We start from the raw sequence: 13985 nt of genomic DNA, 5'->3' as shown, positions 1-13985 counted from the left end.
CAGGTCCGCGCACGGGTGCACCCGCCAATCGGGTACGGGGCGCTACTCGGACGGGTGGTCCACCCCGTCACGGTCAGCCCACTCCAGCAGGGGCGCCAGGGAGAACGGGTGCTCGTCGATCCCCGCGTGCGGGTCGCCGAGCTCGGCGAACCGGGCGGGCACGGTCGCGATCGTCAGCTCCCCCGGCTCGACCGAGTCCACCTCGGCCCAGGTGATCGGTGTGGACACCGTCGCCTCCGGCACGCCGCGCACCGAGTAGGCGCAGGCGACGGTGTGGTCGCGGGCGTTCTGGTTGAAGTCGACGAACACCGCGCGCGGGTCGCGGTCCTTGCGCCACCACACCGTGGTCGCCTCCCGCGTGCGCCGCTCGACCTCGCGGGCGAACGCCAGCGCCGCCCGCCGCACCTCGCCGAACTCCCATTCCGGCGGGATGCGGACGTAGACGTGCAGCCCGCCGCCGCCGGAGGTCTTGGGGAAGCCCACCGCGCCCAGTTCGTCCAGGACCTCGCGCGCCACGCCCGCGACCCGGCGCACGGTGGCGAAGTCGCACTCGGGCATGGGGTCGAGGTCGATGCGCCACTCGTCCGGGCGCTCGGTGTCGGCCCGCCGCGAGTTCCACGGGTGGAACTCCACTGTCGACATCTGCACGGCCCACACCACGTCCGCGAGCCGGGTGACGCACAGCTCGTCGGCGTGCCGGTCGTACCGGGGGAAGTGCACGCGCACCGTCCGCACCCACGGCGGCGCACCGTGCGGCAGCCGCTTCTGGTGCACCTTCTCCCCGCCCACCCCGGCTGGGAAGCGGTGCAGCATGCACGGCCGGTCCCGCAGCGCCCGCACGATCCCGTCGCCCACGGCGAGGTAGTAGCGGGCCAGGTCGAGCTTGGTCTCACCGCGCGCGGGGAAGTACACCCGGTCCGGGTTCGAGATCCGCACGGTGTGCCCGCCGACCTCGAGTTCGACGGCGGGGCTCCCCTTGGCTGCCATGTCGCCACGGTAATCGGCGGCCGGTGCCCGCGCCGGGAAACACCATCCTGACCGGACCGTCTAGGCCGGTGGTCCCACGTATTCCACCCACGTAGGTATGCGGCTCGGTAGTACTACCGATGTGCCGGTTAGTCCGTTTGCAGCAAGTTGTTCAGGACCTGTTTCCCCACCGGACGGAGCTGAGCATGACCGCAGCGCACGTGGACGAGCGGCACGCCGTCCTCCGGCGGGAGGTGGTCGGGGCCCTCCGGCGCGAGGAGGGGGTCGACGGGCTGCCGCAGGCGCTGCTGGACCCGCTGGTGGAGACCATCCGGACCGCCGTCACCGGGTGCCTGCAGGTCATGGAGCACCCCGACGACTACGACCCCGACGAGTGGGCGGCGCTGTTCCGGGCCCGGCGCGGGGCGCTGCCGGAGGGGCTGCACCGCGAGCGGGCGGCCCGGGCCTACCGGGTCGGCGCGCGGGTCGCGTGGGAGATCGCCGTGGTGCACGCCCGGCGGCTGGGCGTCCCGGCCGACCGGGTGGCGCGCGGCGCGGAGGTCGTCTTCGCCTACCTGGGCGCGATGGCCGACTCGGGGCCGCCGCCGGTGTCGCGCGCCCTGGCCAGGGTGCGGCTGGTGGGGCTGCTGCTGCAGGACCCGCCGCCCGGGCGCCCGCAGCTCGCCGAGGTGGCGGGCGAGGCGGAGTGGCCGCTGCCCGGCACGGTCCGCGTGGTCGCCCTGCGCCACCGCCCGGGGCGCGACCCCCGGCTGTTCGCCGACCTCGGCCCGGACGTCCTGCTCGACCTGGACGGTCCCGAGCCGTGCGTCATCGCCCCCGCGGGCAGGCTGGACCCGGAGGCGGTGGCGAACGCCCTGCCCGGCTGGCGGGCCGCGCTCGGCCCGGCCACCCCGGTCGGGACCATCCGCTCCGCCCTGGAGGTCGCCACCCGGGCGCTGGACCTGGTGGAGAAGGGCCGCATCCCCGACGCCCCGGTCGTCGACTGCGACGAGCACCTGCTGAGCCTGGCGCTGTTCACCGACGACTTCCTCATCGACACCCTCGCCGACCGCCAGTTGGCCCCGCTCGAACCGCTGCGCAACTACCAGCGGGTGCGGCTGCTGGCCACCCTCGACCAGTGGTTCGCCACCCGGGGCCGGGTGGTGGACATGGCCGAACACCTCGGGGTGCACCAGCAGACGATCCGCTACCGGGTGAACCGGCTGACCGAGCTGTTCGGCGACCAGCTCGCCGACCCGCGCAAGCGCTTCGACCTGGAGCTGGCGGTCCGCGCGAAGGTGCGCCACGAGCGCGCGAGCTGATCACCGGTTCCCGGGTGCGGCCATAATCGACGCGTGGTCGAATCCGTGCCCGCCGGGGTCACCAGCCACGTCGGCCGCGCGGGCGAGACCCGCGCGCTGACCGCGCTGCTCGGGTCCGCGGCGCTGGTCACGGTCACCGGGCCCGGCGGTGTCGGCAAGACCAGGCTGGCCTCGACGGTCGCCGCGCGGGCCCGCTTCACCGACGGCGTGGCCTTCGTCGAGCTGGGGGAGCTGCGCGAGGCCGAACTGCTCGCCCCCACCGTGGCCGAGCGGCTGGGCCTGGGCAGCCAGACCACCCGCCCGCCGGTGGAGGTGCTGACCCACCACCTGCGCACCCGCCGCCTGCTGCTGGTGCTCGACAACTGCGAGCACCTGGTCGACGCGTGCGCGCACCTGGTCGAGGCGCTGCTGCGCGCCTGCCCCCGGCTGGCCGTGCTGGCCACCAGCCGCCAGTCGCTGGGGGTGGCCGGGGAGCGGCTGTTCCCGGTCAGCCCGCTGGCGGTGCCCGAACCGGGGGAGTCCGCGGCCGCCCTGGGCCAGTACGACGCGGTGCGGCTGCTGGTCGACCGGGCCACCGCCGTCGTCCCCGGGTTCGCCGTCACCGCGGACAACGCCGAGGACGTGATCCGGCTCTGCGCGGCGCTCGACGGGTTGCCGCTGGCCATCGAGCTGGCCGCGATCCGGCTGCGGTCGCTGTCGGTGGCCCAGGTCGCCGACCGCCTCGCCGACCGGTTCACCCTGCTCGACCGGGTCCGCCCGTGGGGGCCGGGGCGGCACTCCGGCGTCCGCGCGCTCATCGACTGGAGCCACGAGCTGTGCGACGACGGCGAGCGGCTGCTGTGGGCGCGGGCCTCGGTGTTCTCCGGCCCGTTCGACCTCGACGCCGCCGAGGAGGTCTGCGCCGACGCCGATGTCCCCGCCGGGGGCGGTGGCCTGCCCCGGGCCGCGGTCCTCGACGCGCTGGCCGGGCTGGTCGACAAGTCGGTGCTGCTGCGCACCGAGCGCCGCGGCCGGGTGCGGCACCGGATGCCGGAGATGGTCCGCAGGCACGGCGAGCAGCGGCTGCGCGAGCTGGGCGGCGAGGCCGCGACCCGCCGCCGCCACCGCGACCGGCTGGCCGCGCTCACCGAGGGCTTCGCCGCGCACTGGTTCGGCCCGGACCAGGTCGACTGGATTCGCCGGGTGCGCCACCAGCACGCCGACCTGCGCCGGGCGCTGGACTTCTGCGCCCACGACCCGGCCGAGGCGGTGGTGGGCCTGCGGATGGTCACCGCGGCCAAGGAGTACTGGATGGCGCACGGCCTGACCACCGAGGGCCGGATGTGGCTGGGCAGGCTGCTCGACGCCGCCCCGCCGGACGCCCCCGGCCGCGCGCACGCGCTGTGGCTGGCCGCGTTCCTCGCCCTGGTCCAGGGCGACCGCGCGGGCTACGCGACCGCCCTGGACCAGATCCCCGACACCGCAGACGGGCACGCCCGCGCCTACACCAGCCACGTGCGCGGGTACGCGGCCCTGATGGACGGCGACGGCGCCGCCGCGGCCGGGCTGTTCGGCGCCGCCGCCGACACCCTGGGCGCGCTCGGCGACCGCGGCGGGCAGGTGTGGGCGACCTACAACCTGGGCCTGGCGCTGTGCCACGCCGGGAACCTGCCGCGCGGCCGGGAGGTGCTGGCCGCGGCGGTCGCCACCTGCACCGAGGTCGGCGAGGTGTGCTGGCTGGCCTGGGCGCTGTGGTCGCGCAGCGCAGCGGAGTACCTGTTCGGCGACCGGGCCGAGGCCGAGGCCGCCGGGCTGGAGGTGATGCGGTTGCAGCGGCGCGTCGACGCCCGCACGGTGGTCACCTTCACCCTGGCCACGCTGGCGGGCTGCGCCGCGCACCGGGGGGCGCCGCGGCGGTCCGCGCGGCTGCTCGGCGCCGCCGCCGCGGCCGCCCGCACGCTGGGCGCCTCGCTGGCCAACTACGCCGCGTTCGGGTCACCGGTCAGCCGCGACAGCTCCCTCGTCGTCGACGCGATCGGCGCCGCCGCCGCGGCCGAGGAGTTCCGCGCGGGCCTGGCCATGGACACCGACGCCGCGGTGGCCTACGCGCTGGGCGAGGAGCGGGCGCCCGCCGACCCCGGGCTCACCGCCCGCGAGGCGGAGGTGGCCGCGCTGGTGGCCGAGGGGCTGACCGACCGGGAGATCGCCGAGCGGCTGGGCATCGCCCCGCGCACCGCCGAGACGCACGTGGCGCACGTCCGGGCCAAGCTCGGGGTGCGCGGCCGGGCGCAGATCGCGGCCTGGGTCGCCGGACGGGTGAAATAGCTTTCATTTTTGCCGACCTGTTGTTTTTCGCAACAGCCCTTCACGTACGTTGTTTCAAGGCCCGAAGTCCCGATATCGACCGGTCCGGGCAAGTCGTTGGACCGGTCGAGATCGGTTCACGGCGGCATGTGGTGAGATGACAAATTCGGAAAAGCCCAGGTCTTGGTGTTGTGTGGGTCGCTTTTTCGGAGCTAATCTGAGCCCCGATGGCTTTTGCGGCGGAATTGGCCGCACGCCACCGACACCCTTTCGTTGATTTCCCCGGACGGGGTTCTCCCTGTCCACGTATCACTGTTGATACCTGAGGAAGGAAGACCGTGAGTCCTCGCAAGGTCTCGAAGAAGCTGGTCGCGGGCATCACCGTGACCTCGGCCGCCGGGCTCGTCGCGGCAGGCCTGCTGGTCGGTGGCGGCAGCAGCTCCGCGGAGCCGGTCTCGCTGACGCTGAACTACACCTGCCCGTTCCCGCTGATCGGCAACCAGAACATCAAGGCGGTCATCAAGACCGACCTGCCGACCAAGATCGGAATCGGCGAGCCGAGCGGCGAAATCAAGATCACCGCCGTCACCACGGTCCCCGAGACCGCCACCCAGGGCCTGACCCTGGTCGGCGCGACCACCGTCGAGGGCTCCGCGCAGGCGGCCTCGACCGTCGCCGCCCCCGGCATCACCCTTCCGGTGAACGTGCCGATCACGGTGCCGAAGACGAACGTGCCCGCCTCGGGTGCCTTCGACGTGACCGCCACCGGGTCCGCCCCGTCGCTGTCGTTCCAGCAGGCGGGCGAGGCCAAGATCACCGTCGGTGACCTGAAGCTGACCCTGACCCCGAAGAAGGCCGACGGCACCGAGACCGGCCTGGGCACCTTCGACTCGGCCTGCACCCAGGTGCCGGGCCAGAACAACCTGCTGCACACCTTCACCATCGGTGGCGGCGGTGGCACCACGCCTCCGACCACCCCGCCGACGACGCCGCCGACGACGCCCCCCACGACGCCGCCGACCACGCCGCCGACGACCCCGCCCACCACGCCGCCGACGACCCCGCCGACGACGCCCCCCACCACCCCGCCGACCACGCCCCCGAACAACGGCGTGAAGGTGAACTACGACATCACCGGCAGCTCGACGCTCAAGTCGCTGAACGGCACCGTCAAGCTCGGCGGCGAGTTCAACGCCACGGCCGACCTGGCCGCGGGCAAGTACACCGGTGACCTCAAGCTGAACCCGACCAGCGGTCAGTTCAAGATCCTCGGCTTCCTGCCCGCCGAGTCCAGCATCGCCTTCAAGCCGGTCGGCACCGCCAGCGGCACCGTCACCACCGGCGCGATCACCTTCAACGGCAAGCTCGACGTCGTGCTGACCCAGGTCTCCCTGTTCGGCATCCCGATCTACATGGGCGACACCTGCAAGTCGCCGAACCCCACCGACATCTCGCTGAAGTCGGTCGGCAACTTCGACGTCCTCAAGGGCGGCAAGATCACCGGCACCTACAACCTGGCGCAGACCACGAACTGCGGTCCGCTCAGCGACTTCATCGGCCCGTTCGTGACCAGCTCGGGCAACACCATCGACATCGACCTGGCGATCAAGAAGTAGTCAGCTCCTGTCACGGCCTGCCCCCTCCCCACCCGGGAGGGGGCAGGCTTTTTTTCCGCCAGGTGGACGCGTGGTTGGTGACCGACCGGAGCAACCGATACGGTCACCCGGCCGTGCCCGACCGGGCCCGGCGGACGGGAGCGGTGTCGCGGGCGATGGGTGTGCGCAGTGGACGGTGACCCGCTCCCGCCGGACCCGGCGGGCTTCCCCGACCCCGCCGAGCGGTGGGGGCTGAGCAGCCACGTCGGCCGCACCGCGGAGATCGCCGAGGGCGCCCGGCTGCTGGGCGCGCGCAGGCTGGTCACGCTGACCGGGCCGGGCGGGGTGGGCAAGTCCCGGCTCGCCGACCGGGTCGCCGCGCACGCCGCCGACCGGTTCCCCGACGGCCGCGCGGTCGTCGAGCTGGCCGGGCTGCGCGAACCGGCGATGGTGGCCGAGGTCGTCGCCCACCAGCTCATCCAGCACGACCGCTCGCCGCGGCCCGCGCTGGAGGTCGTGGTGGACCACCTGCGCGACAGGGCCCTGCTGCTGGTCCTGGACAACTGCGAGCACCTGGTCGGCGCGTGCGCGGACCTGGTGCGGGCGCTGGCGCGGGGCTGCCCCCGGGTGGCGGTGCTGGCCGCCAGCCGCCAGTCGCTGGGCGTCGACGGCGAACGGGTGCTGCCGGTGCCGCCGCTGGCCGTGCCGGGGGAGGGGCCGCTGCCGGTCGCCGCGCTGGTCGAGGTGGACGCGGTGCGGCTGTTCGTCGACCGGGCGCAGGCGGTGGTCCCGGCGTTCGCGGTCACCGGGGACAACGCCGCCGACGTCGCCGAGGTCTGCCGCAGGCTGGAGGGCCTGCCGCTGGCCATCGAACTGGCCGCGGTGCGCATCCGGGCGCTGTCGGCGGGCCAGCTCGCCGAGCGCCTGACCCGCAGCCTGCCCACGCTGACCGCCGGTTCGCGCACCGCCCCGCAGCGCCAGCACACCCTGCGCGCCACCCTCGACTGGAGCTCCGGCCTGTGCTCCCCGTCCGAGCGCCGCGTGTGGGCCCGCGCCTCGGTCTTCTCCGGCACCTTCGACCTCGACGCCGCCGAGCACGTGTGCGCGGGCCCCGACGGCGGCGGCGGCCCCGACGACGTCCTCGCCGCCATCGACGGTCTGCTGGACAAGTCCGTCCTCACCCGTGAGGAGCACGACGGCGTCGCCCGCTACCGGATGTCCGGCGCGGTCCGCGAGTACGGCGCCGAGCGGCTGGAGTCGGCCGGGGAGCGCGCCGCGGTGGCCCGGCTGCACCGGGACTGGTTCGCCGTGGTGGCCGACCGGTTCGCCGCCGCCTGGCTGGGCCCCGACCAGCTCACCTGGGTGCGCAGGCTGTGGCGCGACCAGCCCAACTTCCGCGTCGCCACCGAGTACTGCGTCAGCACCCCCGGCGAGGCGGTCGTCGCCGTCCGCATGGGCCTGGCGATGATGCACCACTGGACGCTGCACGGGCTGCTCAGCGAGGCCCGGATGTGGATGGACCGCGCACTGCCCGGCATCCCCGACGACGCCCCCGAGCGCGGCACCGCACTGTGGCTGGCGGGCCTGTCCGCCCTGGGCCAGACCGACGTCCCGGCCGCCGCCGCCCACCTCACCGCCGCGGGCGCGGTCGCCAAGCAGCACGGCGACCGCGCCCTGCGCGCCCGCGTCGCCAGCACCTGGGGCATCGCCTCGGTCTACGGCGGCGAACTGGCGGCGGCGCGAACCCTGCTGGACAAGGCGCTCACGGTCTTCCGCACCCGCGACGACCTGGTGCCGGACCGCCTGTTCGCCCTGGTCTTCGCCGCCCAGGCCCTCGGCCTCTCCGGTGACACCGAAGGAGCCAAGGCCCTGTTGACCGAGGGCACGGCCCTCAGCCGCGCCTGCGGCGAGCACTACTTCCGCGGCTGGCTGCTCTACGCCAGAGCCCGGGTCAGCCTGGCCGAGGGCGACTGGGCCGAGGCGGAGTCCACCGGCCGCCAGGCCCTGCGGGCCCAGTGGGACCTCGGCAACCGCTTCACCGCCGCCTTCACCACCGAACTCCTCGCCACCGCGGCGGCCAAAGCGGGCTCGGCGGAACAGGCGGCGTTCCTGTTCGGCGTCGCGGGCGGCATCTGGGCCCTGATGGGCTCCAGCCCCGACGCCTACCCCGCCATCGGCACCACCCACACCACCGAGGTCGACGCGGTCCGCGCCGAACTGGGCCGCACCCGCTACGACCAGGCCTACGCCCGAGGCCTGCGCACCTCCCCCACAGCGGCCCTGCAGCCCACCCCGGCCGCGACACCGCGCGGCACCCTGACGAAGCGCGAACTGGAGATAGCCGCCCTGGTCGCCGAGGGCCTGACCAACCGCGACATCGCCGAACGCCTGGTCATCGCCCGCCGCACAGCGGAAAGCCACGTCGACCACATCCTGCGCAAGCTCAACCTGACCAACCGCTCCCAGATCGCCGCCTGGATCAGCACCCGCCCCTGACCCTGCCCCCAAGGCCGCCCGACAACTCCTGCGCAGGTGGAGAGGGTGTCGTCCAGCCACCCGATGACGTCGACGAGTTCGCCCTTGACCTTCGGATGACGCCCACCGGTCGCCCGCGCAACCGGGGTGTTGTCTCGACTTGATAACGCCCCGGTCACGGCGTTGATATACTTGCGCCGTTCGGGGGTATCCGCGTGGTGCCCCGGTGGCTACCGTTCCCGGCATCCGAACGGTCGCTGCCCACCCGAGTGGTTGCGGCGCAAGGGAAGTCGGGGTCTTGTGGACGGTTCGCCGGACGATGAGCCAGGTGGTCAGGGTCAGGGCGCGGGCAGCAGGCGCAAGCTCCTCGCCGCGCTGATCGGCGGCGGCCTCGGTGCGGCGGCCTGCGTCCCGGTCATCGGCAGCGGCCTGTTCGCCCCCGACGACGAGGAACCCCAGCCGCCCCGGTCGCGCGCCGACGGCACCCCGCGCAAGGCGGCCACCACACCCGCCGACGGCGGCACCTACCTCGACCGCGACGACAGCTACACCGCGGGCGCGGGCGGGCAGGCGGGCTCGGCCACCCCGGACCCGGCGGAGCTGTTCTCCGGCCCGGCCGCCGCCGCGGCCGCCACGGAGGTCACCGTGTCCACCATCCTCGACACCTCCGCCCCCGAACTGCACCTGTTGCGCCGCTTCACCTTCGGGCCGAACCCGCGGACCGTGGCCGAGGTCCGCCAGGTCGGCATCGACCGCTGGCTGGCCGCGCAGTTGGCCCCGGACACCGTGCCCGACGCCGAGGGCGACGCCGCGTGGCGGGTGTTCCCGCTCGCGGCGATGTCACCGGCCCAGGTGCGCGGCGCGGTGCGCGAGTACGGCTGGGACGCCATGCTCGCGCACGCCCAGGCCACCCTCGCCAGGCAGTTGTGGTCGCGGCGGCAGGTCCACGAGGTCGTGGTCGACTTCTGGGCGAACCACCTCAACGTCACCCTGCCCAGCGACGGCGCCTGGGACGTCGGCCCGTCGTACCACAACACGGTGATCCGGGCGCACGCGCTGGGTTCCTTCCGCGCCATGCTCACCGCGGCCATGCGCCACCCCGCGATGCTGCGCTACCTGTCGAACGACGAGTCGCGCCGGGAGTCGGTCAACGAGAACCTGGGCCGCGAGCTGCTCGAACTGCACACCGTGGGCGTCGGCGCGGGCTACACCGAGGACGACGTGCGCAACAGCGCCTTCCTGCTCACCGGCCGCACGACCACCAAGGAGGGCGAGTTCAAGTACGACCCGAAGTGGCACTGGACCGGCCCGGTCACCGTCCTGGGCTTCGGCGACGCCAACGCCTCCGGCCCCGGCGGCCTCGCCCTGGGCGACCGCTACCTCGCCTACCTGGCCACCCACCCGGCGACGGCGCGGCAGATCGCCCGCAAGCTCGCCGTCCGGTTCGTCGCCGACGACCCGCCGAAGGCGCTCGTCGACCGGCTCGCCGCCGTGTACCTGGAGTCCGACACCGAGATCGTGCCGGTGCTCAAGGCGCTGCTGTCGTCGCGGGAGTTCTGGGCGTCGGTCGGGCAGAAGACGCGGCGCCCGCTGGAGAACGTCGTCGCCTCGGCCCGCGCGCTGGACGTGCGGCCGGGGTCGGACACCGCCAAGTCCGTCGCCGACCTGTACTGGAGCCTCGACGAGGTCGGCCAGCGCCCGCTGGGCTGGGCGCCGCCCAACGGCTACCCGGACGTGGCGGGCGCGTGGGCGTCGGCCGGGTCGATGCTGCAGGTGTGGAACCGCCACCGCGGCCTCGTGCAGGGCTGGTGGAAGGGCCTGACCTACACCAAACCGGAAGACCTGGTCCCCACCAAGGGTTCAGCCGCGTCCTATGTGGACGCGCTGTGCGAACGCCTGCTGTTGCAGCGGATGAGCCCGGCGCACCGCCAGGCCCTCGTCGCGTTCTTCGACGGCGCCACCGCCGCGCAGGCCGCCCCGCACCTGGTCCCCGTCGTGCTCGACTCCCCCTACTTCGCCCTGCGCTGAGGTCGCCGTGACTGATCACCTGCACCCCGACTGCCCGGACACCGCCCGCCTCGGCCCCAACCGGGAGGAATCCCTGCTGCGCGCCCGAGCGGCCCGCGTCGAGCACGACAACGGCACCCGGGACCGCCTGTGGAGCGGTGGCTTCACCCGCAGGCGGGTGCTGGCGGGCGCGGGCATGGCGGGGGTCGCGGCGCTGGGCGCCCAACTGGTCACCACCCGGGTGTCCTTCGGCGCCCCCGGCCCCGGCGCCCTGGTCGTGGTGTTCCTCCGCGGCGGCATGGACGGCCTGTCGGTCCTGGTCCCCGCCGACGACCCGGTCCTGCGCGCCGCCCGCCCGAGGACGGCGGTGTCCGGCTCGCTGCCCCTGGCCCGCGGCTTCGGCCTGCACCCGGCCCTGGAACCGCTCAAGAAGCACTGGGACGCGGGCAGGTTCACCGCCGTCCCCGCCCTGTCGACACCGGACGTCTCCCGCAGCCACTTCCAGGCCCAGGACGTGCTGGAGCGCGGCGGCGCCGCCAGCTCCGGGTGGCTCGACCGGGTCCTGGCGGAGATGGGACCGGGCACCACCTTCCGCGCGGTCGGCGAGGCCAGCACCCTGCCCAGGTCCCTGGTCGGCACCTCGGGCGCGGTGGCCCTGCGCGGGATCGACGGGTTCCGGCTCGCGGGCTGGGAGGGCGCCCACGAGCGCACCACCGCCGCCCTCACCACCCTCTACACCGGCCTGGACCACCCCCTGGCCGCCCAGGCGGCGACCACCCTGGGGGCGCTGCGGACGGCGGGCACCATCGCCACCACGGCCTACCAGTCCGCCGCCCAGTACCCCGACGGCGCCTTCGGCAAGTCCCTCGCCGACGTGGCCCGCCTGATCAAGTCCGGCGCGGGCCTGCGCGTGGCCTGCGTCGACCTCGGCGGCTGGGACATGCACACCGACCTGGCCACCGACATGACCCGCAACCTCACCGAGCTGGGCAAGACCCTCGACGCCTTCGCCACCGACCTCGGCCCGGCCCTGGACACCACCACCCTGCTCACCATGACCGAGTTCGGCCGCCGCATCGCCGAGAACGGCAGCGCCGGAACCGACCACGGCCACGGCTCGGTGGCCCTGCTGCTCGGCGGCGGCCTGCGCCCCCGCACGATCGCAGGAGCCTGGGACGGCCTGGCCGAGAACGTGCAGGACCACGGCGACGTCCCCGGCAGCAACGACCACCGCGACCTCCTCGGCGAACTCGTCACCCGCCGCCTGGGCCTCACCGAGGCCAACCTCGCCAAGGTCTTCCCCGGCCACGACTACCGCCGCCTGGGCGCCCTGACCTGACCCGGTGGACGCCTCCCGCCAGGGCTCCGCCCCGAGCCTCGTGGACGCCTCCCGCCCGTGGCCCGCCCCCTGTGGACAACCTCCGCCCGCGCCCGGTTCCTGTCACCACCCCCTGGTTGGATCGATTCGGGGGCTTCGCCGCTCAGCCTGTGGACAACCCCTGCCGACCACCCCGGCACTGTCGGTCCCCGGTGGTTGGATTGATTCGGGGGCTGCTCAGCACCGCCTCACAGCGAGCCCATGGCGATCAGCTGCCCCAGCGCCCGGATGTCGGCCTTGCCCCGGAACTCCAGCCGCACCTTGCCCAGCCCGCTGAACCACAGCTCCAGCTCCGCGTCCAGGTCGAAGTGGCCCGCCGTCTCGATCGAGAAGGCCTGCACCTTGCTGTACGGGAGGGACGTGTAGTCGCGCTTCTTGCCGGTCATGCCCTGGATGTTGACCGTGATGAGCCGCTTGTCGGTGAAGGCGACGAAGTCGCGGACGCCCTTGAACGCGGCGACGAGTCGTTCGCCGGGGATGAGAACGGGGGCCAGATCCTGTCCGATGTCGCGCGTGTCGATGGGGGAGAGCTTGAAGACGGAGGCTTTCTCAAAGTCGATCATGGTGAACGAGCTTAGACCTGGGATCATCGCCAGCGTGACCGATGCGCGTTCCGTTTCCCGACCGCCCACCCCGCCCGCGGGTCGGGCGGTGGTGCTGGTGGTGTCGCTCCTGGTCGTCGGCGTCGCGGCGGGGGCGGTCACGCTGTGGTGGACCGGCGGGTGGGGGGTGAGCGGCGACGCGGCGGCGGGCGCGCGGGCGAACGCGGTGTGGACCGGGCTGGCGGCCGCGGTCGCCGTGGGCGGGCTGGTCGGGCTGCTGCTGTTCTGGCGGGCCCAGCGCACCGCGGTCGCCGACCTCGACCACCGCGAGCGCGACCTGGCCCTGCGCCGCGAGGCCGCCGCCGACACCCAGGCCCACCGCCGCCGGATGGCCGCGGTCGCGCAGGCGGAGGCGGTGGAGCAGCGCATCACCGCCGCGGTGGACCAGCTCGGCGCGGACCGCGACCCGGTGCGCCTCGGCGGCCTGCACACCCTGGAGCGCATCGCCGCCGCCGACCCGGGCCGCAGGCAGGCCGTGGTCGACGTGCTCTGCGCGTGCCTGCGGGCGCCGTACGACACCGGGGAGATCGCGGTGCGGCTGGCGGTGCAGCGGGTGCTGACCCGGCACCTGCGCCCCGGCGACGACCCCGCCACCCCGGCCCCGGACTTCTGGCCGGACCTCGACCTGGACCTGACCGGCGCGCACCTGGTCGACCTCGACCTGACCGGCTGCCGCCTCCGCGCGGTCACCCTCGACCAGGCCGTGTTCGAGGGGCGCACCAGCTTCCGCCGCACCCGCTTCGGCGGCCGGGCCCGCTTCCGCGGCGCCCGCTTCCGCGACGGCCTCGCCGCCCGCGGCGCCCGCTTCCACAGCGCCGCCGACTTCCGCGACGTGCGGTTCGACGCCCCCGACGACTGGGCGGACGCCGGTTTCCGCGCCGCGGACTTCCACGGCGACACCACCTTCGCCCGCGCCGCGTTCGCCGCCGAAGCCCAGTTCCGCGACGCCCGCTTCCACGCCGACGTGTCCTACGGCCGGGTCGCGTTCGACGCGGGCGCCGGGTTCGCCGGGGCGGAGTTCCAGGGGAGCGCGTGGTTCGGCAATGCCGTCGTCACCGGGTCGGCCGACCTGGCGGGCGCCAGGTTCCGCAGGCACGCCCGGTTCTGCGACACGGTGTTCGACGGTCCGGCTGACTTCACCGGCGCCCATTTCGACGGATTCGCCGACTTCGAGGCCGTGGACTTCCGGGCTTCGGCGGCTTTCGCCGAAGCCGAGTTCACTGCTGATCCGCCTGCCGAGGTCGTTCCGTTCCTCACTGCCGACTGACCGGGTGCCTGCGGCGTGGTTCCGCTTGCCGTTTCAAGAGCCCGGTCGTTTTCGGGGCGTGCCCGGGTGGGTGGATCTGCTTGGGCGGGG

The 13985-nt window shown here is 74.2% G+C and carries 9 protein-coding genes; 7 read left to right on the top strand and 2 right to left on the bottom strand.

Annotated elements, in window-relative coordinates:
- Positions 1-42 precede the first annotated feature (42 nt).
- Positions 43-987: a non-homologous end-joining DNA ligase gene (ligD, locus tag UO65_RS11985; RefSeq protein WP_035281791.1), complete on the bottom strand. Its 945-nt coding sequence runs from the start codon at positions 985-987 to the stop codon at positions 43-45.
- Positions 988-1172: 185 nt separating this feature from the next.
- On the opposite strand from ligD, the gene UO65_RS11980 reads away from it, so the two are divergent.
- The 6 genes from UO65_RS11980 to UO65_RS11955 all read left to right on the top strand — a co-directional run bounded on the left by UO65_RS11980 (position 1173) and on the right by UO65_RS11955 (position 11987).
- Positions 1173-2288: a PucR family transcriptional regulator gene (locus tag UO65_RS11980; RefSeq protein WP_052021070.1), complete on the top strand. Its 1116-nt coding sequence runs from the start codon at positions 1173-1175 to the stop codon at positions 2286-2288.
- A gap of 33 nt (positions 2289-2321) precedes the next feature.
- Positions 2322-4592 carry an ATP-binding protein gene (locus UO65_RS11975; protein WP_035281789.1) on the top strand — a complete coding sequence of 757 codons (2271 nt, stop codon included), beginning with the start codon at positions 2322-2324 and terminating at the stop codon, positions 4590-4592.
- A gap of 317 nt (positions 4593-4909) precedes the next feature.
- Entirely contained in the window at positions 4910-6187 is a 1278-nt protein-coding gene (locus tag UO65_RS37370; RefSeq protein WP_052021069.1) for a DUF6801 domain-containing protein, read from the top strand.
- A 168-nt stretch (positions 6188-6355) separates the two neighbouring features.
- Positions 6356-8662: an ATP-binding protein gene (locus UO65_RS38605; protein ID WP_035281787.1), complete on the top strand. Its 2307-nt coding sequence runs from the start codon at positions 6356-6358 to the stop codon at positions 8660-8662.
- 279 nt (positions 8663-8941) lie between these two features.
- Positions 8942-10669, top strand: coding sequence for a DUF1800 domain-containing protein (locus UO65_RS11960; RefSeq protein WP_052021068.1), 1728 nt, complete (start codon positions 8942-8944; stop codon positions 10667-10669).
- A gap of 7 nt (positions 10670-10676) precedes the next feature.
- Positions 10677-11987 (top strand): DUF1501 domain-containing protein, encoded by a 1311-nt coding sequence (locus UO65_RS11955; RefSeq protein WP_035281785.1) that lies wholly within the window; start codon positions 10677-10679, stop codon positions 11985-11987.
- Between the two features lie 227 nt (positions 11988-12214).
- Here UO65_RS11955 and UO65_RS11950 read toward each other — a convergent pair whose 3' ends face one another.
- Positions 12215-12589 carry a PH domain-containing protein gene (locus tag UO65_RS11950; RefSeq protein ID WP_035281783.1) on the bottom strand — a complete coding sequence of 125 codons (375 nt, stop codon included), beginning with the start codon at positions 12587-12589 and terminating at the stop codon, positions 12215-12217.
- A gap of 34 nt (positions 12590-12623) precedes the next feature.
- On the opposite strand from UO65_RS11950, the gene UO65_RS33245 reads away from it, so the two are divergent.
- The gene (locus UO65_RS33245; RefSeq protein ID WP_161784454.1) at positions 12624-13895 is read left to right on the top strand and encodes a pentapeptide repeat-containing protein; all 1272 of its coding nucleotides are present in this window, start codon (positions 12624-12626) and stop codon (positions 13893-13895) included.
- Positions 13896-13985: the final 90 nt, after the last annotated feature.

Source organism: Actinokineospora spheciospongiae (assembly GCF_000564855.1).
GTDB classification, from domain to species: Bacteria; Actinomycetota; Actinomycetes; order Mycobacteriales; family Pseudonocardiaceae; genus Actinokineospora; species Actinokineospora spheciospongiae.
Note: the sequence above shows the minus strand (reverse complement) of the source record. Positions and strands in the feature narration are given on the sequence as shown.

Bases quoted from the DNA above. Each gene is read 5' to 3' on its own strand.
- ligD (WP_035281791.1), bottom strand. From the start codon at position 987: ATGGCAGCCAAGGGGAGCCCCGCCGTCGAACTCGAGGTCGGCGGGCAC.
- UO65_RS11980 (WP_052021070.1), top strand. From the start codon at position 1,173: ATGACCGCAGCGCACGTGGACGAGCGGCACGCCGTCCTCCGGCGGGAG.
- UO65_RS11950 (WP_035281783.1), bottom strand. From the start codon at position 12,589: ATGATCGACTTTGAGAAAGCCTCCGTCTTCAAGCTCTCCCCCATCGAC.